27 protein-coding genes and 1 other RNA gene are annotated in these 26,524 nt (G+C 40.9%); 11 read left to right on the forward strand and 17 right to left on the reverse strand.

Translation table 11 applies throughout. From position 1 onward, the window contains the following. Window positions 1-21: 21 nt before the first annotated feature. Entirely contained in the window at window positions 22-870 is an 849-nt protein-coding gene (locus B3R63_RS01795; protein WP_005405509.1) for a 3'(2'),5'-bisphosphate nucleotidase CysQ family protein, read from the reverse strand. A gap of 228 nt (window positions 871-1,098) precedes the next feature. Beyond that, window positions 1,099-1,245, reverse strand: a complete 147-nt coding sequence (locus B3R63_RS01800) for a hypothetical protein (RefSeq protein ID WP_286728153.1) — start codon at window positions 1,243-1,245, stop codon at window positions 1,099-1,101. A 383-nt stretch (window positions 1,246-1,628) separates the two neighbouring features. Here B3R63_RS01800 and B3R63_RS01805 point away from each other — a divergent pair, with 383 nt between their 5' ends. From B3R63_RS01805 to B3R63_RS01820, 4 genes are all read left to right on the forward strand, one after another. Then, complete coding sequence (locus B3R63_RS01805) at window positions 1,629-2,315, forward strand: HAD-IA family hydrolase (protein WP_286728154.1); 687 nt, start codon at window positions 1,629-1,631, stop codon at window positions 2,313-2,315. Then, window positions 2,299-2,739 (forward strand): RNA-binding S4 domain-containing protein, encoded by a 441-nt coding sequence (locus B3R63_RS01810; protein WP_265768224.1) that lies wholly within the window; start codon window positions 2,299-2,301, stop codon window positions 2,737-2,739. The genes B3R63_RS01805 and B3R63_RS01810 overlap by 17 nt, the downstream gene beginning before the upstream one ends. A 148-nt stretch (window positions 2,740-2,887) precedes the next feature. After that, the gene (gene recA / locus B3R63_RS01815) at window positions 2,888-3,934 is read left to right on the forward strand and encodes a recombinase RecA (RefSeq protein ID WP_005025682.1); all 1,047 of its coding nucleotides are present in this window, start codon (window positions 2,888-2,890) and stop codon (window positions 3,932-3,934) included. Between the two features lie 53 nt (window positions 3,935-3,987). Beyond that, on the forward strand, window positions 3,988-4,473 hold the full coding sequence (locus tag B3R63_RS01820; RefSeq protein WP_005405657.1) for a regulatory protein RecX: 486 nt from the start codon (window positions 3,988-3,990) through the stop codon (window positions 4,471-4,473). 9 nt (window positions 4,474-4,482) lie between these two features. Here B3R63_RS01820 and ffs read toward each other — a convergent pair. Further along, an RNA gene (ffs, locus tag B3R63_RS01825) (signal recognition particle sRNA small type) lies at window positions 4,483-4,579 on the reverse strand. Between the two features lie 335 nt (window positions 4,580-4,914). Between ffs and B3R63_RS01830 the strand changes: the two genes are divergently transcribed. Continuing rightward, the gene (locus B3R63_RS01830) at window positions 4,915-5,739 is read left to right on the forward strand and encodes a YbgF trimerization domain-containing protein (protein ID WP_284908159.1); all 825 of its coding nucleotides are present in this window, start codon (window positions 4,915-4,917) and stop codon (window positions 5,737-5,739) included. Between the two features lie 78 nt (window positions 5,740-5,817). Here the strand turns inward: B3R63_RS01830 and lpxA are convergent, their stop codons facing one another. The 12 genes from lpxA to rimO form a co-directional block, all read right to left on the reverse strand. Then, on the reverse strand, window positions 5,818-6,606 hold the full coding sequence (gene lpxA, locus B3R63_RS01835; protein ID WP_005025678.1) for an acyl-ACP--UDP-N-acetylglucosamine O-acyltransferase: 789 nt from the start codon (window positions 6,604-6,606) through the stop codon (window positions 5,818-5,820). A 7-nt stretch (window positions 6,607-6,613) separates the two neighbouring features. After that, window positions 6,614-7,090, reverse strand: a complete 477-nt coding sequence (gene fabZ, locus B3R63_RS01840) for a 3-hydroxyacyl-ACP dehydratase FabZ (RefSeq protein WP_005405310.1) — start codon at window positions 7,088-7,090, stop codon at window positions 6,614-6,616. A 6-nt stretch (window positions 7,091-7,096) separates the two neighbouring features. Further along, window positions 7,097-8,167, reverse strand: coding sequence for a UDP-3-O-(3-hydroxymyristoyl)glucosamine N-acyltransferase (gene lpxD, locus B3R63_RS01845; RefSeq protein ID WP_286728155.1), 1,071 nt, complete (start codon window positions 8,165-8,167; stop codon window positions 7,097-7,099). Between the two features lie 3 nt (window positions 8,168-8,170). Next, on the reverse strand, window positions 8,171-8,668 hold the full coding sequence (locus B3R63_RS01850; protein ID WP_101162289.1) for an OmpH family outer membrane protein: 498 nt from the start codon (window positions 8,666-8,668) through the stop codon (window positions 8,171-8,173). Window positions 8,669-8,714: 46 nt separating this feature from the next. Beyond that, window positions 8,715-11,219 (reverse strand): outer membrane protein assembly factor BamA, encoded by a 2,505-nt coding sequence (bamA, locus tag B3R63_RS01855; RefSeq protein WP_286728157.1) that lies wholly within the window; start codon window positions 11,217-11,219, stop codon window positions 8,715-8,717. 24 nt (window positions 11,220-11,243) lie between these two features. Further along, entirely contained in the window at window positions 11,244-12,599 is a 1,356-nt protein-coding gene (rseP, locus tag B3R63_RS01860; protein WP_286728325.1) for an RIP metalloprotease RseP, read from the reverse strand. A gap of 2 nt (window positions 12,600-12,601) precedes the next feature. Continuing rightward, window positions 12,602-13,798 (reverse strand): 1-deoxy-D-xylulose-5-phosphate reductoisomerase, encoded by a 1,197-nt coding sequence (ispC, locus tag B3R63_RS01865; RefSeq protein WP_286728158.1) that lies wholly within the window; start codon window positions 13,796-13,798, stop codon window positions 12,602-12,604. Further along, window positions 13,799-14,623 (reverse strand): phosphatidate cytidylyltransferase, encoded by an 825-nt coding sequence (locus B3R63_RS01870; RefSeq protein WP_005405632.1) that lies wholly within the window; start codon window positions 14,621-14,623, stop codon window positions 13,799-13,801. A 3-nt stretch (window positions 14,624-14,626) separates the two neighbouring features. Further along, the gene (gene uppS, locus B3R63_RS01875; protein WP_286728159.1) at window positions 14,627-15,376 is read right to left on the reverse strand and encodes a polyprenyl diphosphate synthase; all 750 of its coding nucleotides are present in this window, start codon (window positions 15,374-15,376) and stop codon (window positions 14,627-14,629) included. 3 nt (window positions 15,377-15,379) lie between these two features. Beyond that, entirely contained in the window at window positions 15,380-15,934 is a 555-nt protein-coding gene (gene frr / locus B3R63_RS01880; RefSeq protein ID WP_005014619.1) for a ribosome recycling factor, read from the reverse strand. 77 nt (window positions 15,935-16,011) lie between these two features. Continuing rightward, window positions 16,012-16,740 (reverse strand): UMP kinase, encoded by a 729-nt coding sequence (pyrH, locus tag B3R63_RS01885; protein WP_005014620.1) that lies wholly within the window; start codon window positions 16,738-16,740, stop codon window positions 16,012-16,014. A 58-nt stretch (window positions 16,741-16,798) separates the two neighbouring features. Beyond that, complete coding sequence (gene rimO / locus B3R63_RS01890) at window positions 16,799-18,142, reverse strand: 30S ribosomal protein S12 methylthiotransferase RimO (RefSeq protein ID WP_286728160.1); 1,344 nt, start codon at window positions 18,140-18,142, stop codon at window positions 16,799-16,801. A gap of 366 nt (window positions 18,143-18,508) precedes the next feature. On the opposite strand from rimO, the gene glnL reads away from it, so the two are divergent. The 3 genes from glnL to B3R63_RS01905 all read left to right on the forward strand — a co-directional run bounded on the left by glnL (window position 18,509) and on the right by B3R63_RS01905 (window position 21,915). Next, on the forward strand, window positions 18,509-19,618 hold the full coding sequence (gene glnL, locus B3R63_RS01895) for a nitrogen regulation protein NR(II) (protein ID WP_005014623.1): 1,110 nt from the start codon (window positions 18,509-18,511) through the stop codon (window positions 19,616-19,618). After that, the gene (gene glnG / locus B3R63_RS01900; protein WP_005405448.1) at window positions 19,605-21,080 is read left to right on the forward strand and encodes a nitrogen regulation protein NR(I); all 1,476 of its coding nucleotides are present in this window, start codon (window positions 19,605-19,607) and stop codon (window positions 21,078-21,080) included. The genes glnL and glnG overlap by 14 nt, the downstream gene beginning before the upstream one ends. Window positions 21,081-21,279: 199 nt before the next feature. Then, window positions 21,280-21,915 (forward strand): hypothetical protein, encoded by a 636-nt coding sequence (locus B3R63_RS01905; RefSeq protein ID WP_026444100.1) that lies wholly within the window; start codon window positions 21,280-21,282, stop codon window positions 21,913-21,915. 62 nt (window positions 21,916-21,977) lie between these two features. Here B3R63_RS01905 and prpC read toward each other — a convergent pair whose 3' ends face one another. Together prpC and prpB are read right to left on the reverse strand one after the other, a co-directional pair. Then, entirely contained in the window at window positions 21,978-23,120 is a 1,143-nt protein-coding gene (prpC, locus tag B3R63_RS01910; RefSeq protein WP_286728161.1) for a bifunctional 2-methylcitrate synthase/citrate synthase, read from the reverse strand. Window positions 23,121-23,124: 4 nt separating this feature from the next. Continuing rightward, a complete protein-coding gene (gene prpB, locus B3R63_RS01915; protein ID WP_005025668.1) occupies window positions 23,125-24,009 on the reverse strand; it encodes a methylisocitrate lyase in 885 nt (294 codons plus the stop codon). Between the two features lie 266 nt (window positions 24,010-24,275). Here prpB and B3R63_RS01920 point away from each other — a divergent pair, with 266 nt between their 5' ends. From B3R63_RS01920 to B3R63_RS01930, 3 genes are all read left to right on the forward strand, one after another. Beyond that, complete coding sequence (locus tag B3R63_RS01920; protein ID WP_171261054.1) at window positions 24,276-24,917, forward strand: TetR/AcrR family transcriptional regulator; 642 nt, start codon at window positions 24,276-24,278, stop codon at window positions 24,915-24,917. A 103-nt stretch (window positions 24,918-25,020) separates the two neighbouring features. Next, on the forward strand, window positions 25,021-25,941 hold the full coding sequence (gene argF, locus B3R63_RS01925) for an ornithine carbamoyltransferase (protein ID WP_286728162.1): 921 nt from the start codon (window positions 25,021-25,023) through the stop codon (window positions 25,939-25,941). A gap of 95 nt (window positions 25,942-26,036) precedes the next feature. Continuing rightward, the gene (locus B3R63_RS01930; RefSeq protein WP_106439046.1) at window positions 26,037-26,504 is read left to right on the forward strand and encodes a hypothetical protein; all 468 of its coding nucleotides are present in this window, start codon (window positions 26,037-26,039) and stop codon (window positions 26,502-26,504) included. Window positions 26,505-26,524 lie beyond the last annotated feature (20 nt).

Raw genomic sequence — 26,524 nt, forward strand, 5'->3', positions numbered from 1 at the left:
AGAGTAAGCTGATGTTCAGGGTTAAAGCTTTACTTGCGCCAAAGCCTCAAGCGAGAGAGTCCGGGTTACCTGATTAGTAAATGCTATGAACCCGTTATTTAATACACTGCTACGCGCATTATAGGCAAAAGGTTCTTTCTGTAAACTCAACAGGCCACCACCGATACTTTCCAAAAGCCCCTGCCCGGCGCTTGTATCCCATTCAGAAGTCGGGTGAAAGCGCGGGTAAATATCGATCACGCCTTCTAGCATCATACAAAATTTATAAGCACTCCCCGCTTCACGTCGTACCACGGGGTACTGCTGCGCAATATGATCCATAAATTGCTGATAGCGCACATCTTTGCTGCCGTGGCTTAACCCTACCTGGATTTGCTTATAATCTGCTAGATTTTGCTGATACTGATACCATTGCCGCTGACTGAATTGATAGCGAAATGGTAAATCTTGAAGATAGCCCATGTACATGCGCTTTTCACAAGGTACAACAATGACTGAAAATATAGTTTTATGGTGCCTGATTAAGCTGAGATTAATCGTAAACTCATCACGTTCATGAATGAATTCTTTAGTGCCGTCAAGAGGATCCAGCAGCCAGCAAAGCGGCCATTGATGACGTTTCGAATAATCACTTTCTTCTGATAGAACTGGTATTTCAGGTGTAAGATATGCCAACTGTTCCAGTATATAATGATTAATCTTTAAGTCAGCTTGAGTTACAGGTGACTGGTCTATTTTTTTATTAATATTAAAATCATTTCCTGCACAATAACCTTCATACTCTTCTAAAAGAGTTTGGCCAGCTTGCTCAAGCATAGGTAAAAGCTTAAGCATAAGTTCATCTGTAGGTGCTTGAGATTGAATAAACATAAATACAGAGTCCGGACTTGGATGTGTTAAGGCTACCACTAACTTTCATCATTTGCTTGTATACGAAAGTGAAATATATTTTTATCTTCTCTCAATTTTAGTTATTAAAACATTATATCTTAATAATAGAGCTCCTATTATAAATCAAGAACGTGATAAATATCACACTTATTAAGTAGAAAATTTTTATTTAAAATCCTATAGATCTATTTTTAAAGATTAAGTAAACTAAAAAATCCTATTAGAAATTCCTTTATTTTCCAATATAGCTTGATGATTAGCCTTTTGCATTTTTTCATAAACTTCATTTTTAGCTATAAACCCAAGTAAAATAATAAGACTTATAAGACTAATGATGAGTAACTTATTATTCATTTGTTTTTCCTTATTACTTAACCCTTATAATTCTAAAGAAATCTAAAACTTTTCATATGACCAAAAATATTAAAACAAAAATAGTGAGTTCAATAGAATACCATTTTCACCCTTTAGCTGAAAAATATTTAAATAATATTAATTTCAAAAACTTATATTTTAATATTAATAAAATAACCTAGATGTACTTTAATAATACTTATAATTTTAATTAGCATAAGCTTATTTATATTTTAACTTATCTATATTTAATATTTTTTATTAGAAGATAAATTCAAAAATTATATATTTTAAAAATCTTAGCTGATTAAGTCAGCTTAAATAAAACTTATATGTATTTGAGTTATAATTTTGATGAAAAAATAACTTTATTCAGGACAACTATGCTTAAACCAATAATGTTTGATATGGACGGCACACTGTTGGATCTGGCTTTTGACGACTATATCTGGAATCAATGCTTGCCTGAGCACCATGCCCAGTTTCACGGCTACTCCTTAGAGAAAAGCCATCAATATCTACAGCAGCTTTATCTAGATCATAAACACACTTTGAACTGGTATTCTTCTGCATTCTGGAGCCTACAAACTGGTATCAATATACTAAAAATACAGCAAAACCATGAAAGTAAAATTTGTCTCAGAGCTGGGAGTTTAGAGCTTTTAGAGCAGCTAAAGGCTGCTGGTCATGTTTGCTGGCTAGTCACCAATGCTGACTGTAAAAGCCTAGAATTAAAGCTTGAAAATATACCACTGCGCCCTCATTTTGATTTAATCATCAGCAGTGAACAGATTGGCTATCCTAAAGAAACTCTAGCATTCTGGCAGTACCTGCAGCAACAGCATTCTTTCAAACCGGAACAGGCCGTATTGATTGATGATACAGCTCAGGTCTTACACAGTGCCAAGCAATTTGGAATTAAAAACCTGTTCACTATTCTTCAACCTTCAAGTTTGCAAGCACCTCGCCTGCAAGAACAGCTAGATTATCCTGCCATAGATAATTTAATTGAACTCTTTCCTTTTATTTCAGAAACTGCTTACAAGGAAATCAATGTTAAAACAGCATGAAGATGTTGCCGTTGAAAGCATGCGCGTAGACAAATGGCTATGGGCAGCGCGTTTTTTTAAAACCCGCTCAGTTGCGAAAGCAGCCATTGAAGGTGGTAAAGTCCACCATGAGGGTGAACGGGTAAAAGTCTCCAAGGAAATACGGATAGGAATGGAGTTAACCATTCAGCAAGGATTTGACCGTAAAACCGTAACTATTAAAGCCCTGTCAAACACTCGTGGTCCTGCACCAGTTGCCCAGATGCTTTATGAAGAAACACCCGTAAGTATCGCTCGTCGTGAATTGATTGCATCGCAACGAAAATTGCATAATCTAGCACGACCAGATCATCGTCCGAGCAAAAAAGATCGTCGCGATATCAACAAGTTTAAACAAGGAAATGATCATCAGAGTGACCACTCCTGGTCATATAATGATGGTTAAAATTACACGTCACATTGTGTCGCCCAGACCGGAAAACACATAGAAACGTCATTATAAATCTGTCACTATAATCTGGTGGAAACAAGTTTTTACTTTGATACATCCACTTGAGTGAATAGTGATATTACGAAAGTTTTGAGGTTGTGAGATGGATGAGAACAAAAGCAAAGCGCTCAATGCCGCGTTAAGCCAAATTGAGAAACAGTTTGGTAAAAATACGGTAATGCGCTTGGGTGATAATACCGTGCAGGCAGTAGAAGCTGTATCAACCGGTTCTTTAACATTAGATATTGCGCTGGGTATTGGCGGTTTGCCTAAGGGTCGTATTGTTGAAATTTACGGTCCTGAGTCCTCAGGTAAGACTACTATGACATTGCAGGCAATTGCGCAGTGTCAGAAGGCTGGTGGTACTTGTGCGTTTATTGATGCAGAGCATGCACTTGACCCGCAGTATGCACGTAAACTTGGCGTAGATATTGATAACCTGCTGGTTTCCCAGCCAGATAATGGTGAACAGGCATTAGAAATTGCAGACATGCTGGTACGCTCGGGAGCAATTGACCTGATCGTAGTCGACTCCGTTGCTGCCTTGACCCCACGTGCCGAGATTGAAGGCGAAATGGGTGATTCACATATGGGGCTGCAAGCTCGACTGATGAGCCAGGCACTGCGTAAGATTACCGGTAATGCTAAGCGTTCTAACTGTATGGTAATCTTCATTAACCAGATTCGTATGAAAATCGGTGTAATGTTTGGTAGTCCTGAGACCACAACTGGTGGTAATGCATTAAAATTCTATGCATCAGTCCGTCTGGATATTCGCCGTATCGGTCAGGTAAAAGAAGGCGATGAAATTATTGGCTCTGAAACCAAAGTTAAAGTCGTCAAGAATAAAATGGCGCCTCCATTTAAAGAAGCACTATTTCAGATTCTTTATGGCAAAGGGGTTAACCATCTTGGCGAGTTGATTGATTTAGCTGTTCAGCAAGAAATCATCCAGAAAGCTGGTGCATGGTACTCTTACCAAGGTAATAAAATTGGCCAAGGCAAGAATAATGTGATTCGTCATCTGGAAGAAAATCCGGAGCTGGCAGTAGAAGTTGAGCGTCTTATTCGTGAGCAGCTCTTAACTACTAATAATGCGCCGGTGGCAGAAGATGAAGCAGAAGAAGTCCCGGACTTCCTAGAAAGTTAATTGAACTGAAAGAAACGCCCCACGGGGCGTTTTTCCATTTAAGGAAGGATTGCATGTTTAAGCAAAGAAATCAGCAAACTCAACGAAAACCTTTAACCGGAACGCGTTTACGCTCTTATGCTTTTGCCTTACTGACTAAACGCGAATATTCAAAAGGCGAACTGATTGAAAAACTTTGTCTCTATGCAGAGAATCCAGATGAAGTAAGAACATTAGTTGAAGAACTGAGTGAAAACTCTTATCAAAGTGATCAGCGGGTAGCTGAAGCGATGCTATCAAGTCAATTACGCAAAGGCAAAGGCCCGAATCGAATTAAACTGGCTCTTAAAACCAAGCAGCTGGATACTGAATTAATTCAAGATGATTTATCTGATATAGACTGGGCGGAGCAAGCTTATCGTCTGAAAGTGAAAAAATTTGGTTTTGAGGTTGAAAAGGAACCAAAACTCAAAGCAAAACAGATCCGCTTTTTACAGTATCGTGGTTTTGAAATGGAAGCAATTATGAAAGCAGTCAACCGAATGGCTGATGAAGAATAGTGGTGGCAACCCCACTAGCAAAACTTCGGCACATCATAGATCTGCTACCGTTGCTACCTTCCGGTCCTGGCGGGGTTCACAGAGTACAATTGCGAGGCTACCAGCGGGGCTACCATTGCAAAACCAAGTATAGAGTTTTTTAACCAAGTTGCAAGTCTCTGCTCATTATTTTCGCACCTTGAGCGTTCAATTGATTATTTCCTCAACGATCTTAAAGATTTAAACAATGAAACTCTTTTACAGGTATAACTATTAATATTATAGGTTAGCCGGAAAAGCTCATGCTCGCCAAATATGCCTGAACATTGTAAAGAGTTATTGCAATTCTTGAGCCAGCCGTTTTTAATGACTGCATACTGTAGAACTTCAGCTAGATATTTTTAGATCCTAGCTGGACAAGACAATAAAGTGATGACCAATCACTCGATATGATGGACCAAAATTATGCTCAATAAGCATTCCCTTCTTTTCATTGCCCTGCTTTGTACAACTCAACTGTACGCAGCCGTTCCAATTGAATCGAGAGGCCTCTCGCAATCCTCTAGCTACAACAATGCTTCTACTGCCACACCAACTGTAAACAGTAATCCGACTTGGGATTTGGTACAGAAAAACCAGAATCTGGAAAATGACATACGTACTTTACGTGGTCAGCTTGAAGAACAAGCAAATGAAATTGACCAGCTCAAAAAAGAGTTAACAAATCGTTATACAGATCTTGATCAGCGTATTGAACTATTACTTCAAAAAATTGACCCTGAAAGCGCTAATGCAAATGAAGAGACAAGTAGTGAAGAAACACAGGCTCAACCAGCAACTGCTACTCCAGTAAGCCCTATCGCATCTAATAGTACTTCTAGCAATTTGCCTCAAGGTAATAGTTCTACTCAGGCACCGAGCGACTTAGAAAAAGCAGCTTATACAGTCGCTCTGGATGCATACAAACAGGGCGGTGCCAAGAAAGCTATAGCCCCAATGCAGAATTTTATCAAGAACCATCCAAACAGTATTTATACGGGAAATGCTTACTTCTGGCTGGCTGAGTTTAATCTGGCAGTAGAGCCGCCAAATTATAAAGAAGCCAAGAAAAACTATGCCATAGTAGCAGACCAATACCCGACCTCAGCCAAAGCCTCACGAGCGTTGTATCAACTCTACAGCATTGCCAAGGATGTCGATAAAGATACTGCTTCCGCTAACCGATTTAAAAACAAACTCATTAGCACTTATCCAAAGTCTGAAGAAGCAGGCTATTTTAAATCATAGAAAATTATTTTAGCTAAATTAGCTAAACCAGCTTATAAAAAAGACACCACTTGGTGTCTTTTTTATAATAGCCCATGCTTAGCGCACAATACCACGCTTTGACTGTTCCAGTGAATCAATCAATAATTGTACTTCACTAATCTCAGGAAGAATTTCTGCACGAATTTTCTCAATAGCCTGCTCTGTCGTCAGACTGGCTTTATAGATCAGCTTAAAAGCTTCTCTAAGCCCTTGAATTACACTCTTTGACCAGCCTTTACGTCGCATACCCTCAACGTTCATACCGAATGCATGTGCAGGATTACCTGATACCATTACATATGCAGGCACATCTTTTAAAATAAGCGATGCGCCGCCAATCATGCTATAAGAATCAATTTTGCAGAACTGATGGATACCAGAGTTTCCACCAACAATTACAAAGTCACCGATATGAACATGACCTGCTACCCCTACATTATTTGCAAAAATATTATGATCACCAATAACACAGTCGTGAGCAACATGGGTGTTCACCATCAACAGATTATGATCACCGATTTTAGTCAAACTTTTATCTTGAACAGTCCCCCGATGTAAACTGCAATGTTCACGAATCGAGTTATGATTCCCAATCTCAAGCCAAGTTTCTTCACCTGCATACTTCAGGTCCTGGCATATTTCTCCGACACTGGCAAACTGAAATATTTCATTCTGCTCGCCAATTCGGGTAAAGCCCCCCACTACAACATGTGAGTGGAGTTTTGTACCAGCTCCAATAGTCACATTTGGGCCAATAATACAATAAGGTCCAATCTGTACATCTGGAGCAATTACTGCAGATGAGTCAATAATAGCGGTAGAATGAATGAAGTCGTTATTGCTCATGCCTGCTCTATACTTGCTGATGCGAAACCATAATTTCCGCTGTAGTTGCTACTATACCATCGACGCTGGCAGTACATTGATATTTATAAATGCCGCGTCTTTGCATTACCAACTCTGATTTTAATACGAGTTGGTCACCCGCAACCACCTGTTTTTTAAATCTTACTTTCTCAGCTCCTGCAAAAAGAAACAGAGAACCTTCTGATGGCTTTTGTTCATTCATGATAAAACCAAGAATACCAGATACTTGAGCGAGTGCCTCTACAATCAGTACCCCCGGCATAAGTGGATAGTTAGGAAAATGCCCTTGGAGAAATTCTTCATTAATCGATACATTTTTATATCCGACAATTCCATTTTCTGTCACCTCAGTAATCCGGTCTACTAGCAGAAAAGGATAACGGTGTGGAAGATATTCGCGGATGGTTTGAATGTGCATTGGTAATTCAGGCACAGCAAATGCTGGGATTTTAGACTCGGTCATCATATTCTATTTACGCAATTTAAAAGTTGATTCAAGAGACTCAATTTGAGATTGCATATGATCAAGTCGTTTGGTCAGTTGGGTCAATGGCACATCTGCTAATTGTCTTAGCCGTACAACTGTACGTTTCCAATGATTATTTTCGAAAATACCTGTACCTGAAGAATACGTTCCGGGTTCAGAAATATTTTTTGTGACCATTGACATTCCCGTCAGAGTCACATTATCAGTAATAGTCAGGTGTCCTACTACCCCACATGCTCCAGCCAGTATACAGTTTTTGCCAATTCGGGTACTTCCTGCAATACCACATTTGGCCGCAATTGCAGTATGTGCACCAATATGAACGTTATGTGCGATTTGCACAAGGTTATCAATAACTACACCTTCCTCTATAATTGTATCGTCAAGTGCGCCTCGATCGATACTGCAATTTGAACCGATCCGCACATCATTCCCTATATGAACTGAGCCTAGCTGTACAATTCGGTGCCATTTTCCCTGATAAGGTGCAAAGCCGAAACCTTCACTGCCAATAACAGTATTAGCATGAATTCTGACACGGTCAGCAATTTTAGATTCACCGGTAATGGTCACATGAGAGTCAATAAAACATTGCTTGCCAATTTCCACACCATCATCAATCTTTGCATGTGACTGTATAACTGTATGATCACCTATTACACAGTCCTCACCAATAACCACATAATGACCTATATAAGCCGTATCAGATATAATTGCGGAAGAGTGAATCTGAGCCGTATTTTCAATACCCACTGCTTTTGTTTTTCTCTCAAAAGCATGAGTTAAGATGGCAAAAGCCAGATAGGGGTTAGGCACAATCAAGAAATTCTGATGCTCTGGAAGCTGTGCCTGTAACTCTGCAGTGGTAATCAGCACGCCCGCCTTGGAAGAACGCGCCTGTTCAAGATATTTATGCCCGTTTACAAAAGCAATCTGATTATTCTGGGCATTTTCCAGACTGGCAAGCCCTTGCAATTCGAATTGCGGTTGTCCGACAAGCTGCCCCTGTACCAGATGAGCCAGCTCTTCCAGACGATAACGTTGTTGTTTCATTGATTATTTAATTGCATTGACCTTTTGAATCATTTTATCAGTTAAATCCTGTTTAGGGTCATAGGCAAGTGCCGAGTTTTTATTCAAAACAAGATCAAGGTTATTTTCTTGGCGCAATTGTTCAGCAGCCTGTTTGACACGAACCTCAAAGGTTCTATTCATAGTTTGAAGTGTATTCTGCACTTGTATCTGTAAAGATTGCTGCAGTGTATTAAATTCGCCCATTTTAGCTTGATACTGCGCACTTAGTTTCTGTGCTTCAGTCTCGCTGATTTTATTATTACTTTGTGCTTTCTGGCGTAAAGCTTCAATCTCTTTACCAATCTGTTCCAGACGGGTGCTAGAAGGTTTGACCGACTGGCTCAAGCTGGCATTTTGCTGCTTCAGATAGGTACTGTTTTCAACAATACGCTCCAGATCAATCACCCCATATCCTGCCGCATGAGTAAGACCAGCCAGACTCAGGCCTAAACTTACCACCAGTGGTCTTATTATTTTCATGTAGAACATCCCTGTCATATTTAATGTAGTTAGTATCAAACCGTACTTAGAAAGTACGGCCAATTTCAAATTGTACAGCTTGGGTCTCGTCACCCTCTTTATCATTTAGAGGATATGCATAGCTGAGCGAAATAGGACCAATCATGGTAATCCAAGTAAAGCCTACACCCACACTATAACGCATTTCGCCCAAATCAAAGCCAAAGTTATCTTCACAGTATTTTTTGCTGTCTAAACTTTGCCCTTTATAGAAAATGGTTGAGTTTGAAACGTCACATTGTGTATCAAATACCTGTGCGCCTTCAGCAAAGATTACAGGCCGCACCTGGCGGGTCCAGTCGCCTTTAAATGGAAGTGGCAGTGCCAGTTCAGTACCAAACTGTACTAAAGCATTACCCCCGACTTCTTCAGGAGACGGATCTTCTACTTTAGTTTCAGAATAGGTTACACCCGGATATTTAGGACCCAAAGTACTTACGTCATAGCCACGGACCGAACCATAACCACCCGCATAGAAGTTTTTATAAAATGGCAAATCATTACCATAGCCAAGCTTACCATAGGTACGTAAAGTAAAATCCTTACCTAACGGGAAGAATGCCTGGGCATCATAAGTCAATTTCTGATATTCCACATCACTGCCTGGAAGTGCAATTTCAGCATTAATACGATGCGACATACCATTGGTTGGGAATACAGGACGGTTCAAAGTATTATAAGACCAGCCTAAATTTAGATTATAGGTCAGGAATTCACCCCCAAACTTATTTCCATAAGGATCTGAAAGTTGACCCTCAGGACAATTATAAGCCCCAGTGACTTCATCTTTTACACGATCAACAAGACAATATTGGGTGGTATCTAAAGTTTTACCCCCATTGGCAAGCAGATAATCACGAACATAAGTAGAAACGTATGGTCCTGTAGTTACTTCTGTATTATCAATATTTAAAGAAGCACTCAGGTTTTGGTTTTCATCAATCGGATAACCAAAACTCAGGCTTCCACCATAACTATCAGTTACATAGTTATTGACGTTATAATCATCATCAAGTTTGGTTTTACGATAATACAGGTTATAACCGCGGCTGACGCCATCAATGGTAAAGTATGGATCAGTTACGCTCAGATTATAGTAATCTTGAGTTTCCGAACGGGACAGGTCGATAGATACACGGTTACCCGTACCTAAAAAGTTAGTTTGGCTTAAACCGGCCTGGAACGTAATACCGCCACTTTGTGAATAGCCAACTGCTAGTGTACTAGTACCAGAGTGCTGTTCTTTTACATCGACATTTAAGTCAATCTGATCCGGTGCACCCGGTATACGTGCCGGCTTAATCGTAACATTCTCGAAGAATCCGGTACGTTCAAGGCGTACTTTAGAAAGATCAATTTTTTCATTACTTGCTAATGCGCCTTCCATCTGACGCATCTCGCGACGCAGTACTTCATCTGCTGTTTTACTGTTACCGGAGAAGTTAATACGCCGTACAGTAACCTGCTGGCCTGGATTAATATAGTAGTTTAAATCTACGATACCAGTTTCATTATTAATTTGCGGTGCAACATTCACTTCGGCAAAGTAGTAACCAGCATTACCATACTTACGAAGTAATAGTTGTTTGACTGCATCTACTTTTTCTTGTGAATATGTATCGCCATCTTTATAGATTTTTAGTGCTTTGAGTTCATCAGGACTATAAAGCGCATCGCCCAAGAACTTGGTCTGGCCAAATTTAAACTGCTCGCCTTCATCTACAGAAACTTCAATAAAGATATGTTTTTTATCTTCACTCAAGTTCAGGTTAGAGTTATTGATTTTAAAATTGATATAACCACGATTCAGATATAGAGCGCGTAAAGCTTCCAGACTTGCAGCCATTTTCTCACGTGCATAACGGTCATTACGTGTAACAATTGAGCTCCAGCTGCTTTCACGTACTGCAAAAACCTGTTTAATCTCGTCTTCTTTAAAAACGGTATTACCAATGATATTGATATCAACCACTTTTGCCGCAGTGCCTTCAACGAACTCAAGTTTCAGGTCTACACGGTTATTTGGACGGGCAATAGTCTGTACACGTACATCTGCATCATAACGGCCTTGCTGGGTGTACTGCTGCTCAAGTTCAGTTTCAATTGTCTGAATTGCAGACTTCTTAAATACTTCTCCTTCAGCCACGCCCATTCTTTTTAAGCCATCTTCCAGTGCTTCTTTTGGAATCAGCTTATTACCCTGAAACTCTACTTTAGAAATAATTGGTCTCTCGACCACATTAAATACCAGTATGTCATTTTCTTTGGAAGCTTTAATATCATCAAACAGGCCGGTAGCATAAAGTGCCCGTACAGCATTTGAAATCGCTGCATCATCTACCCGATCGCCACTGTTAATGGGTAACATGGTAGAGACACTTGCAGGCGACAGACGTACAAGTCCCTGTATTTTTATATCACGAGCAATGAACTCGTCTGCTGCATATACTTGTTGTACTGCTGCCATAGCGCTAACAAGAGCTAGAGGCATAAATAGATGTGTGTGCCGCATAGTTAGTTTATTCCATCATCTACGTCATAAACGCATAAAATCATTAAATAATGCCAGGAGCATCATACTACCGAGCAGTACCATACCAATTTTCAAACCAAATATTTGTATTTGTTCAGAAACGGGCTTACCACGAATCGCTTCAATAAAATAATAGACTAAATGTCCGCCATCAAGCATTGGTATTGGAAGCAGATTTAAAATTCCCAAGCTTATACTCATTAAAGCCATAAAAGAAATAAAAGTTTGCCATCCCATCTCGGCACTTTGGCCTGCCACCTTGGCAATTGTAATTGGACCAGACAAATTATCCAGACCGATCAGCCCTCGAACCATTTTAGCCATCGAGTTCAAAATCATCCCGGAGATTTGACCAGTTTTATCTACTGCCATCATTAAAGCTTGTGCAGGATTATATTGAATTGTTTGTTTATATTCGTCAGGAATTGTAACTTTACCTGGCGTACTTTGTACTCCCAGCATGCCAATGACATTTCCCATATTGTCTCGTTGCCCTTGTGGCATCACATCAAGCTGCCTGATTTCGCCATTACGCAATACATCTATCTTTAGAAGCTTCTCTGGTGATGCTTGCACGATTTCAACTACATCGAACCAGTCCTTCATTTTTACGCCATCAATTGCAACAATCTTGTCACCTTCCTTTATTCCCTGACGTATCGCTGCACCATCTTCGCTCAGCTTGGTCACCACTGCCGGAATCTGTGGACGATAAGGAATAAAACCCAAAGTTTCCAAAGGAGATTTACTTTGATCTTTTAGGAAATTCTGTATTGGTAGACTAAACTGTTGTAATTGTCCCTGCCGTTCAACCTGAACCTGAATCACTCCAGTTTCACCAGCACGATCTACTATAGCGTAATTTAATTTTTCCCAAGTGCTCACTGGTGTGCCGTCTATAGCAGTAATTTTGTCACCGGTCTGCATTTGCACAGCTGCAGCGGGGGTACCGGGAAAAATCTTGCCTACACGTGTATTTAACTGCTCTTGTGAAGGCAGGAATAAAATCCAGAAAAGTACAATCGCAAATACCAGATTAATGAGCGGCCCCGCCGCAACAATAGCAATACGCTTCCAGGGAGACTGGCGGTTAAATGCCTGCGGCAAGTCTTCTTCAGCAACATTTCCTTCACGCTCATCCAGCATTTTGACGTAGCCACCAAAAGGCAAGACTGAAAGCTGATACTGAATACCTGATTTTTTTGATTTCCACTTGATCAGGGTTGGCCCAAAGCCAATCGAATAAACCTGAACTTTTACACCCAGTTTACGTGCCACAAAATAGTGTCCAAACTCATGAATTGCAATCAGCGGTCCGAGTAAAAGTATGGCTGCGACAATCATAAACAAAGCATTCATCATCAGCTTCTCATTTTTCCAATAGAGTCAAATGCAGCTTCACGCGCTTGCGTATCAGCCTCAAGTATGGTCTCAAGCTGTTCTGCAGACCTATTGTGAACGGTATTTAAGGTCTGCTCAACTATTTCAGCAATATGAGTAAAACGGATTTGTTCTTTTAAAAAAGCTGCGACTGCCATTTCATTGGCTGCATTTAAAATTGCAGGGGCTACGCCTCCCGCTTTCATTGCTTCTCTTGCGAGCTTTAACGCAGGGAAACGTACGATATCCGGTTCCTGAAAATTCAATTGCTGCTGTGCAAACAAGTCAAGTGCAGGTACATGAGTCTGTATACGCTCAGGCCAAGCTAATGCATGAGCAATCGGTGTGCACATATCCGGATTCCCCATTTGTGCCAAAGTTGAACCATCTACATATTGCACCATGGAATGAATAATACTTTCTGGATGAACCACAACTGTCACAAAGTGCTCAGCAATTGAAAATAGATGACAGGCTTCAATTAATTCCAGCCCCTTATTCATTAGGGTAGCTGAATCAACTGAAATTTTTTGTCCCATTGACCAGTTTGGATGCTTACATGCCTGCTGTGGAGTGACTTCATGCAACTGTTGAAGACTATGCTGACGGAATGGGCCACCTGATGCAGTAAGCAAAATACGCGACACCCCTTTTACAGGTTTGCCATGCGCATCAGCATTCATATAGTCATGAGGCAAACATTGAAAAATGGCATTATGCTCAGAGTCTACCGGCAAAAGTAAAGCCTGATGATCTCGCGCTGCACGCATCATAATGTCACCAGACATAACGAGTGCTTCTTTATTGGCTAGCAGTACTCGCTTACCTGCTTTAACAGCGGATAAAGTCGGTAAAAGCCCGGCTGCTCCGACAATTGCTGCCATCACCACATCAACTTCCGGATGTTCAGCTACGGCTATCAGGCCTGCCTCACCACTCAAGATTTGAATATGGCTGAGCTGCAAATCCTTTAAATGCCGGCTAACCTGATCCACACGGTCAGCGGGCACTACAGCTATTTTAGGCTGATATTGTCTGCATATCTGGGCAAGCTCATCTATACGGCTATAAGCACTTACTGCAAACACCGAATATTGATCTGGATGCTGCTCCAATATTTTTAAAGTACTCTGACCAATAGAGCCTGTAACACCCAATATACAAACAGATTGTGACATCTATAAATCTACACCAATAAGTTTTAACAGATACATACCCGCTGCAAATATAGGTGCAGCGGCCAGTAGAGAGTCAATACGATCGAGTACACCGCCATGTCCTGGAAGAACACGACCGGAATCTTTAATGCCTGCGCGGCGTTTAATCATGGACTCAAAAAGATCACCCAGTACTGAACCTAGTACCGTAACTACAGAAAGTATAATGAAGAGCAGATATTGAATCAGTGTAAGATCGAGATAGATCCATGCCACCACAACGATAATAATAGCGGCTACGCTTACTCCGCCGTATAGGCCTTCTACCGATTTATTTGGGCTAACCGAGGGGGCCAGTTTTTTTCGTCCAAACTTACGACCAACAAAGTAAGCACCACTGTCTGCACCCCAGACCAGCAGAAACAGATACATCAGCCACCAAGGTGAGCTATGCCAGACTGCAAAAATTGCTGTAACTGCCGCACAAATAAGAATAATACCAATACCCTTAAGTGTAGCATTGTACCAGTTATCGTATTCAGGGTATGACTTTACCCAGTAAATACTAAAAATCCAGGTTAAAATAGAGGCAGCCCACAGTAACAGGGCAATATCATTTAAATAGAGAACCAGAGCCGAGATGGCGGCACTGAGAACACCATAGGACCAAGCAATCGGTTTTATCACATATTTTGTAGTTCTGGGCATGAGCTTAAACCACTCATATCCTGCGACCCCCGCTGCTAACACCATAAGCCCTAACATTGGATAATCTGACTGGGTAGCAAACATGCAGCTCAGTACTACTGCTACCAACACCAATGCGGTAATTATCCGCTCTAACATTTATTAATTCTCAAGTTTCTTTTGTTGGATTTGCTCTGAAGTTTTGCCAAAGCGCCGTTCACGGCTATTAAAAATGTTGAGCGCTTGGTTGAACTCATTTACGGTAAATTCAGGCCATAGCGTCGGGGTGAAATATAGCTCGGCATAAGCAGCCTGCCAAAGCAGGAAATTCGAAAGCCGATAATCTCCGCCGGTACGAATCAGCAGATCAACAGGAGGTAAATCTCCAAGCGAGGCGTACTGTCCGAACAAATCAACATTAATATCTTCAATCTGGATTTTCTGATTTACTGCATCTTGAGCAATCTGCTTTGCAGCTTCTGCAATATCCCACATACCACCATAACTGACAGCAATAACAAGCGTCATTGTGCTGAAATTAGCAGTCCTTTGTTCAGCTTGCAACATTAATTCACGCAAATGTGCAGATAACCGTGAGCGATCTCCGATAAAACGTAGACAGATATCGAACTTTTCCATCCGTGGCATCTGGTCATGAATTGTCTCTTCAAGAAGAGACATGAGCAGCTCGACCTCAAATTGCGGGCGATTCCAGTTTTCACTTGAAAACGCAAAAACAGTTAAAGCTTTTACACCCTGTTCTACACAGCACTCAACAATAGGATCGAGGACATTTTTACCTTCACGGTGTCCTTCACCTTTTTGCATCTGATTCTTTTTAGCAAAGCGGTTGTTGCCATCCATAATGATGGCAACATGCTCAGGAAGATGTTTCTCTTCGGATGCGGTCATGAATTAGACCTTCATCAATTCAGCTTCTTTGGCGGCCAAACGTTTATCAACTTCAGCAACATATTTGTCAGTAATTTTCTGGATCTCTTCACCAGCACGGCGCTCATCATCTTCAGAAATTTCTTTTTCTTTCAATAATGCCTTGATATCACCTAGAACGTCACGTCGAATATTACGGATAGCAACTTTAGCATTTTCAGCTTCTGTACGCGCAACCTTCTGCATATCACGACGGGTTTCTTCAGTCAGTGCAGGCATTGGAACACGAATAGCATCTGCAGTAATCGGGTTCAGACCCAAATCACTTTCACGAATTGCCTTATCAATTGCAGAGACCATCGTACGTTCAAAAGGCTGAACCACCAGAGTACGGGAATCTTCAACACCAACGTTTGCAACCTGGTTTAATGGTACATCAGAACCATAGTAAGGAACCATAACGCCATTTAAGATAGACGGATGGGCACGGCCAGTACGGACTTTAGCAAAACCCTGTTCCAAAGACTCCAGGGACTTTTGCATACGCTGTTCGCTGTCTTTTTTAAGGTCGTTAATCATATGTGATTTTCCTTACTTTAATAGAATCAAAGGAGTATAAATAGCAATAGTATAAAGAGCTTTAGGTCACACGTACATTAGTTCGTAACATGCGTACCCTCTTTTTCACCCATTACCACTGAAAGTAAAGCACCTGACTTATTCATATCAAATACTTGTAACGGTACATTGTGGTCACGGCATAGACAGATTGCTGTTAAATCCATCACACCTAGCTTCTCATCCAATACCTGATCAAAAGTTAAATGATCGTAACGGACCGCATCATCATATTTGCTTGGGTCTTTATTATAAACCCCATCAACTTTAGTAGCTTTTAGAATCAGGTTAGCCTCAATTTCAATACCACGCAGGCAAGCCGCTGTATCAGTTGTAAAGAATGGGTTACCTGTACCTGCTACAAATACACATACTTCGTTCTGGCCCAGATGACGAATCGCATCACGACTAGAATAAGACTCAACCACTGTACCAATCGGTAATGCCGACATTAACCGGGTTTTGATGTTACGGCGCACCAGAGCATCACGTAGGGCCAAGCCATTCATCACTGTAGCCAGCATGCCCATTTGGTCCCCTGTTACACGACCTACCAAACCATCTTTTTGCAGCTGACTTCCACGATAAAGATTACCGCCACCTACCACAATACCTACCTGTACGCCCAGACCTACCAAGTGCGCAATAGATAAAGACATTTGATCAAGCACATTCGCATCGATACCCATGTCTTTATTACCTGACAGGGCTTCACCTGACAATTTAAGCAGGATGCGTGAATAACGCGGGCTATTACTATCTGCCATAATTTCACTCCAAATCGGTTTAAAATTAAATTCTTTTTTGTATATTAAGCTACGGTGTTTAAACCGACTTGATACGGATCAGCTTTGCAAACAGGTCATATTCATCTGCATCTGTAATTTCCACCTCAAGCAGATCGCCGGATTTGATCTGGCTCTTATCAATATCTTCTACAAATACATTACCATCAATTTCTGGCGCATCAGCATAAGAGCGGGCAACAGCAACTGGAAATTCGTCTTCCAGATTATCAACCAGCACCGTCATAGTTTGACCAATACGCTTTTGCAGTTTTGCAGCTGAAATTTCCTGCTGTACCTGCATAAAACGCTCGTAGCGCTCTTGCTTTACTTCTTCTGGCACATGATCTGGCAGATCATTTGCAGTTGCACCTTCTACAGGTGAATAGGTAAAGCAGCCTACACGGTCAAGCTGAGCTTCTTTGAGCCATTCCAGCAAAATTTGAAAATCTTCTTCAGTTTCACCGGGGAAACCCACTACAAATGTCGAACGAATCACGAGATCAGGACATTTTTCTCGCCATACTTTTAAGCGTTCTAGCGTATTTTCACTATGCGCGGGACGTTTCATCAACTTCAGAATACGCGGACTGGCATGTTGGAATGGGATATCCAGATAAGGTAAGATCTTACCTTGCGCCATTAAGTCAATAACAGCATCCACATGTGGGTAAGGGTAAACATAATGCAGACGCACCCAAATTCCCAGTTGCCCTAGTGCTTCACACATGTCGAAGAATTTGGTTTTTACCGGCTGTCCATTCCAGAAATCAAGCTTATACTTGGTATCGACACCATAGGCTGAAGTATCCTGAGAAATGACCAGAATTTCTCTCACACCGGCACGCTTAAGTGCAGCAGCTTCTTCAAGCACAGAACCAACCGGACGTGAAACCAGATCACCGCGCATACTTGGAATAATGCAGAATGTACAACGATGATTACACCCTTCTGATATTTTTAAATATGCATAATGTTTAGGGGTCAGACGAACGCCCTGTTCAGGAACCAGATCAATAAAAGGATTATGCTTGGGTGGTGCCGGTACATACTGATGTACTGCAGACATAACATCTTCATACGCTGCTGCACCAGTCACTTTCAGGACATTCGGGTGCATTTGGCGAATCTTGTCTTCATCTTTTCCAAGACAACCGGTTACAATGACCCGGCCATTTTCACTCATGGCTTCGCCAATCGCATCCAAGGATTCTTGTACTGCCGATTCGATAAAACCACAGGTATTTACAACAACTAAATCAGCACCATCGTAATCTGATGCTACTTGATAACCTTCAGTTTTCAACTGAGTTAAGATTCGTTCAGAATCTACCAATGCCTTAGGACAACCTAAAGAAACAAAACCGACTTTGGGGGACTTCATGAATCCTGCGCTCCACTAGAATGCGCGTATTGTATGTCTTTTCTTGTTCCAAGCATAGGTTAAATCCCGACTCTTTATGCAATGCACCAATATACATCCAACATTATATATAAATGTTATAGTTGCACCAATTTGGTTCATAATATTTTTTACTTAAATAAGTAGACATTTTATAATTTAAGTATTTTTTGTGTTTTTAAATTTAAAAATTTAATTATATATTTCAAATTATTAGCTCTCATAAACTAAAAAATTTTTAAATCTTTTAGAGTTGGCTTATATTTTGCTTAATCTTACTTAAATGAAGTCATGAAAGAGTTTTATGAAGAAAGCATTGCGCTATTTTAATACAGGAATGATCAAATAATGGAGCAATATACAGAAATTGACTATCGTTTACTTGTAGACCACTTGACTACAGCAATTTTACTTGTCGATAGCAATCTCGATATTTTCTACCTGAATTCTTCTTGTGAAGCACTGTTTGATATTAGCCTGTTACGTGCCAGTGGCCTTCCTGTTATTAATTTACTGCAAACACCGGATGATACTTTTAATACAGAAGAAGCACTGCTCAACACTTTTAAAACAGGCCAGCCTTATACCCGCCGTGAGGCAATTGTTAGCGTCAATTTTAAGGATATTCATGTAGATTATACCGTTTCAGAGCTAAATTCGGGTAAATCCTATCACCCCCTGCTCATAATCGAGATTAATCCGATTGACCGCATGCTCAAAATTTCCAAAGAAGAGAACTTTATTCAGCAGCACCAGGTCGCACGGCAATTGATCCGTGGTGTAGCACATGAAATTAAAAATCCGCTGGCAGGTATCAGAGGGGCCACCCAGCTACTGGCACGCAGCCTGAATGACCCGCAATATGCAGAATTTACCGATATTATTATCAATGAAGTAGACCGGCTTAGAAATCTGGCAGATATCATGCTGGGTTCGCGTCAGTTACCAAGCTATGAAAATGTCAATATTCATGAGCCATTAGAACGTGTACGCTCACTAATTGCCAATCAGACTAAAAATAAAATCAAGATTGTGCGGGATTATGATTTGTCCTTACCTGAAGTTCATGCTGACCGCGATCAATTAATTCAGGTTATGCTCAATATTGGTGCAAATGCAGTACAGGCAATATCAGAAAACAGGGATTTTTTTGTGCATCACCGGCCTGAACTTATTTTTAGAACACGTATACAGCGACTGGTGACAATTAATGGATTATTACATCGCTCTGCTATACGTATAGACATTGAAGATAATGGACCGGGTGTTCCAGAAGAAATACAGGAATCCGTTTTTTATCCACTTGTTACCGGACGTGCCAAAGGCACTGGACTAGGTTTAAGCATTGCACAGAACATTATGCACCAGCATAACGGCATGATTGAATGCCAGTCTGTTCCAGGACAAACCATATTCAGCTTATATTTACCTTGGGAGTTAAACCATGCCGCAAAATAAAATCTGGGTTATTGATGATGACCGCACCATGCGCTGGGTACTGGAAAAAACTTTCAAAGAAGAAGGTTTCGAGGTAACAAGCTTTGAAGAGGCTCAATCTGCCCTGGATCAGCTTATGCTGGCACCACCAGATGTTATTTTAACCGACATACGTATGCCTGGTATTGACGGGCTCACCTTTCTAAGCAAAGTCAAACAGAGTAACCCCGATTTACCAGTCATTATTATGACTGCACATTCTGACCTTGAATCTGCAGTATCAAGTTACCAGACAGGTGCTTTTGAATATTTACCCAAACCTTTCGATATCGATGAAGCCTTGGCTCTGGTACAGCGTGCAATTTTGCATATCAGTAAATTGCAGCAACAGGAATCCCGAGTTACTGCTCCTATCCAGTCAACCGAAATAATAGGTGAATCGCCGGCGATGCAGGAAGTATTCCGTGCAATTGGCCGTTTAACACAGTCTCATATCACTGTCTTAATCAATGGTGAATCGGGTACAGGCAAAGAGCTGGTAGCACATGCTTTACACAAGCATTCACCACGAAAAAACAAACCATTTATTGCCCTGAATATGGCGGCTATTCCAAAAGATCTGATTGAAACTGAACTGTTCGGTCATGAAAAGGGTGCTTTTACCGGTGCAAACAGTCAGCGTCAGGGACGTTTTGAACAGGCCAATGGCGGAACTCTTTTTCTTGATGAAATTGGAGATATGCCTTTTGAAACACAAACCCGCCTTTTACGTGTATTGGCCGATGGCGAATTTTATCGGGTGGGTGGACATATATCAGTAAAAGTTGATGTCCGTATTGTGACTGCAACTCATCAGGATTTGGAAAAACTGGTTCACGATGGCCGTTTCCGTGAAGACTTATTTCACCGTTTAAATGTTATCCGGATTCATATTCCTAAACTTGCGCACCGTAGTGAAGATATTCCAATGCTGGCTCAGCATTTCTTGGCGCGTGCAGGTAAAGAACTGGGAGTTAGCCCCAAAATACTGCGACAGGAAACCGTACAGTATATGCAGCAACTTCCTTGGCCGGGTAATGTACGTCAACTTGAAAATACCTGCCGCTGGCTAACGGTCATGATTACTGGCCGAGAAATTTATCCAGAAGATCTTCCTCCAGAACTTAAACAGATACCCATCCAGAGGGCTGAAGACGTCTCCATTTCATCTCCTAGCATACAGCGTGCCTCCAGCCAGCAGTGGGATGAACTGTTAGGTCAGTGGGCGATTCAGAAACTGCAAAATGGTGAAATGAAAATTCTGGATATTGCCACACCCCTGTTTGAACGTACTTTGATTCAGGCAGCACTGCAACAAACTCGTGGACGTAAACGTCATGCTGCCGAGCTTTTAGGCTGGGGTCGTAACACGCTAACTCGTAAACTCAAAGAACTGGGTATGAGTACAGCCGACGATGAGATCGAAGAAGAAGTTGAAGATTAACTTCTTCCTGTTATCAATAGCACTTTTTTAAAGTGCTATTGAAATTATTTACTTTTTATTGCTTATAACCAGCTTGGAGTAATTAAAAGAATAAGTAAAAATCTGTTTTATTGCTGATGGTCCCTATGTAAAAGTCTTCTTTAAAAATTTACCCGTTTATGGCATTTATAGCTTATGACTATCTGATAGGACAAAAGCTATGTTAAAGCCTATTTTATTTACTATACCTTTATGTGTAGCTATACCTATGATCAGTCATGCTACAGTTGGTGGTGGGCAGTATATTGAATTTTTAGGGTATGAACCTACCGACAAAAAAGTTTATCTGTTACGCCATTATGAAGACGGACGTGGCCGCCTGCCGCAACTTTATTACTATCAGTTTTATAAAGCTAATCAATCACCCAAGCTGTTTAAAGTAAATTCTTTATATATTAATCAACGCACCCGGAAGATTGATTATGACCAGTCAATTGATGTACTTCGGCCTGAACTCAATAAAATAAAACAACGACTTCAACCTTTACAGCTTATTACTCCCAAAATTTTTAATATTCATATTTTAAAAAAACAGCAAACGAATGTGCCAGCAATTTGGATAGATAAAACTCTCAAAGTACCTCAATACACTTATCAATATAAGGTGAGTTCTATATGGTTCAACAGTCAGCTACAGCAGGCTGTCAGCTATAAACCTTCACTTTCAGTCAAACAAGCATATTATATTCCCGCACAAAACCAAGTCTTGGTAACAGTACGTTATCTGGCATTTCCTGAAGAAACGGGCTATACCACTGAAGACCCGATTTCTTTAACAGTAAAAAGTAAAATATAACGCTAAATTTATACTTCATAAAAAAGCAGAGGCATTATGCCTCTGCTTTTTATATTTCAGTATTAAGCAGACTGCTTGCTACGCTCAGCAATAGGTATAACTTTACGCAGTTCATGACCGATATAATCAGCGCTTGGGCGAATAATACGGTTATCTGCACGCTGCTCCATTACATGAGCAGCCCAGCCAGTAACACGGCTCATTACAAAAATCGGTGTAAACAGCTTTGTTGGAATACCCATAAAATGATAAGCCGAGGCATGGAAGAAATCCGCATTACAGAATAGCTTTTTCTCGCGCCACATGACTTCTTCACAACGTACCGATACCGGATATAGAACAGTATCTCCGACATCTTTCGCAAGACGCTCAGACCAGACTTTAATAATCCCATTACGCGGATCATTGTCTTTATAGATGGCATGACCAAAGCCCATGATTTTTTCTTTACGTTCCAGCATGCCCAGCATCTCACGCTCAGCTTCTTCTGGAGACTGCCAGTTTTCAATCATATCCATAGCGGCTTCATTGGCGCCACCATGTAACGGACCACGTAATGAACCAATTGCGCCAGTAATGCACGAATGCATATCAGATAAAGTAGAAGCGCAGACACGTGCAGTAAAAGTTGAAGCATTGAATTCATGCTCTGCATACAAAATGAGTGATACATTCATCACCTGTTCATGCAGTTCATTGGGTTTTTTACCGTGTAACAAATGCAGGAACTGTGCACCAATAGAATCATCATCAGTACTTTCTTCAATACGTACACCATCATGACTATAACGATACCAATAGCAGATAATTGCTGGTAAAGTCGCCAGGATACGGTCTGCGATATCCTGCTGCTGGTCAAATGATTTTTCTGTTTCCAGATTCCCCAGCATTGAAACACCAGTACGCATAACATCCATCGGATGTGAATCAGCCGGGATACGTTCCAGTACTTCTTTTAAAGCTTGGGGCAGTTGACGCAAAGACTTTAACTTCTCCTTGTAAGAAGCCAGCTGCTCAGCAGTCGGCAACTCACCAAAGAAAATCAGATAAGCCACTTCTTCAAACTGACAGTTTTCTGCCAGATCCTGTACGTCATAACCACGATAAGTCAGGCCTGCTCCACTTTTTCCTACAGTTGAAAGTGCAGTTTTACCAGCGACCTGTCCGCGCAGTCCAGCGCCTGTTAGTACTTTTCCTTCAGCCATTGTTTTAATTCTCCTGCTTGAAGAGTTTGTCTAAGGTATTTTCAAAAGAGTGATAATCTAAAAATTCGTAAAGTTCTTTTCGTGGTTGCATCTTATCTAAAACATGCACCTGTGTACCTTGTTCACGAACGGAGCGCATCACTTCAAGCGCTGCTTTTTGCATGGCGCGTGTTGCAGAAAGTGGATACAACACCATACGAATGCCCTGCTCAGCCAGCTCTTCTGTTGTATAATAAGGGGTATCACCAAACTCGGTTATATTGGCAAGCACTGGCACACCCACAGCATCGCATACAGTGCGGTACATGGTAATATCGGTCATGGCTTCGGCAAAAATTGCATCTGCACCTGCTTCAACACAAGCACAGGCACGGTCAATTACTGCCTGCAGGCCTTCTTTTTGCAGCGCATCGGTTCGTGCCATCAAGACAAAATTGGGGTCAATTTTTGCATCGGCTGCAGCTTTAATACGGTCAACCATTTCCTGCTGTGACACAATTTCTTTATTTGGACGGTGTCCACAACGTTTTTGGGCAACCTGATCCTCAATATGAACTGCCGCCGCACCTGCACGGATCATCTGTTTAATACTGCGGGCGATATTAAAAGCGCCGCCCCAGCCTGTATCGATATCAACCAGTAAAGGAGTATCTACACGTTCAGTAATACGGCGTACATCTTCTAGAACATTATCTAGACTGGTCATGCCCAGATCAGGTAAACCGTATGAATAGTTCGCCACACCTGCACCTGATAAATATATTGCTTTATAGCCTACCTGGGTTGCCAGCATGGCTGCATAGGCATTCACTGTGCCCATGATCTGTAGCGGTTTTTCTGCTTCCAATGCTTGTCTAAATCTTAAACCTGCAGACATTTGTTGTGTCATGATCTCTTCCACAGTTCTTTCTATCGTTATTGAATTTTCAGTATAAGGTTTAATCTTTTAAACCGGTATGGCCTTTTAGAATACAGACTCTAAAACTTTAGTCAAAGAAAAATGAATCCATTTTCATTTTTTTGTTTATTAAATTATGACTGACAATAAGCTTTTGAGACCACACAGCGTTACAGAAATTAGCGCATAGTTTTGCTATACTCTTTCAAACTTATTGTTATCTTCCTTTCTTACTGTTTCTTTGTAGGTATCATTCATTGGTCCATCTTGCATCTACTGATTGCGAAAAACCGCAAACCCGTCGAGGACAGGAACGCCGAATGGCTTTATTGCTTAGTGCGAATGAGCTGTTTCTTGATAAGGGTTATGATGCGGTATCGCTTGATGATATTGTCCAACATGCCGGTGGTTCAAAAGCATCAATTTATAAATATTTTGGCAATAAGGAAGGTTTGTTTACAGCAATTTGTGACTATCGCCGGGAATTATTTTTCAAAGATATTTGTATTCCTTTTGACTTTCATATTAGCGAGTTACGTCACTATCTTGCGCATACACTCATCAATTTCTATCAACACTTGATACAGCCTGAAAATATGGCATTCATGCGTCTGGTGATTGAACAGGCTCAGCGTAACCCTGAGCTGGCACTCTATTTACACACTCAAGGTCCACAACATATCCAGCAGTGTATTGCGGTCGCTTTAGATAAAGGCCATCAGCAAGGTAAACTGGTTTGTCCTAATCCTAATTATTCTGCGATGATGTTTTTTGGAATTTTGAGAAATTTTGAATGGCGGATCCTGATGGGCCTTGCACCTGCTGAAGATCATCAGAAAATGATGGAATATATTCATTACTGTGTAGATTTATTCTTAAAAGGCCATCAAAAGGCTTAGTTCTTTTGCATTTTGATTCTCTTATAGTATATTAATTCGTTTCCTTTCCACTAACAGCAAGCAACTAATTGTTGTTTTATACAGCAATTATTGTGGAGCAAACATGACTCTACGGCATTTTCTTACTTTACGCGACTTATCAAGTCTGGAACTCAACCGCATCCTGGAACGCGCCAGCGAACTCAAGCGCATGCAGCACAACAATGAAGTCTATCAACCCTTTGTTGGTAAAGTATTGGGAATGATCTTTGAAAAATCAAGCACCCGTACCCGTATCTCTTTTGAAGCCGGTATGAGCCAGTTTGGTGGCGATGCAATTTTTCTGTCTTCACGTGATACCCAGCTTGGCCGAGGTGAGCCTATTCAAGACTCAGCCCGTGTAATCTCAAGTATGCTCGATATTGTCATGATCCGTACTTTTGGTCATGACATTGTCGAACGGTTTGCTTCTTACTCCAAAGTTCCAGTAATTAATGGCTTAACCGATGATCATCATCCTTGCCAGTTACTAGCAGACCTGCAAACCTATATCGAGCATCGTGGTTCGATTGAAGGCAAAACTGTAGCTTGGATCGGTGATGGCAATAATATGTGTAACTCCTATATTGAAGCTGCACATATGATGGGCTTTAAACTCAAGATTGCATCTCCAGCAGGTTATGAACCTAAAGAAGAATTTCTTACCGAATTTGCACATTGTGTTGAAGTCTTTAACAATGCAGAAGATGCTGCCGTCAATGCCGATTTGATCGTAACAGATGTCTGGGCCAGCATGGGGCAGGAAGAAGAACAGAAACTCCGTGAACAGGCATTTGCACAGTTTCAAGTAAATGAAAAATTGATGGGACTTGCACATCCGGACTGCCTGTTTATGCACTGTTTACCTGCTCACCGTGGTGAAGAGATATCAGAGAACATGCTGGATCATAAAAATGCAGTAGTATGGGATGAAGCCGAAAATCGTCTGCATGCTCAAAAAGCATTGGTAGAGTTCCTGCTCAATGAAAATATGAAACAGTCTTAATAAGTATCTTTTTGTATTAAAAGCATCCTCGGATGCTTTTTTTAAGCCTTGATCTTTATATAATAAAAACCATAATATTTATATCTGATTTTATAATGCTGATTAAAACGACTCTTTTCCTTTCTACCCTTCTATCTAGTTTTAGTCTATACGCACAGCCCACCAGTCTGGATCAGTACTTAATACAAGAGCGCATTATAAGCTCCGATCATAAGATTACTGATAAAAACCGTCTGAATGATGTGCTACAGGCTTTGAGTGAAGAAAATTCACGTGTTCTACCTTATCAAGTCGATGAAAATACTGTTCTTGAACAGGTAATGAGCTATGCAGATCATATAGAGGTACAGGGACTAATTGTTACACCTGATTTTAGGCAGTTTGCCCAGTCTGTAGGGCAAAATAAAGTAGAACAATTATTTAGAAAAGGAGTCATCAACAACTGTTCGCACTTTTTTGAACATGAGTTTCAGCGCGTTAATCCATATGAGTTAAACATGACACTTAATTCTGACTATGGACGATATCAGATTAAAATGAAAAATACCCAATGCAAGTTTTAACATAAAGACTCAAGGGGCAA

It is taken from the genome of Acinetobacter sp. UBA1297 (assembly GCF_002307755.1).
Taxonomy (GTDB): Bacteria; Pseudomonadota; Gammaproteobacteria; order Pseudomonadales; family Moraxellaceae; genus Acinetobacter; species Acinetobacter radioresistens.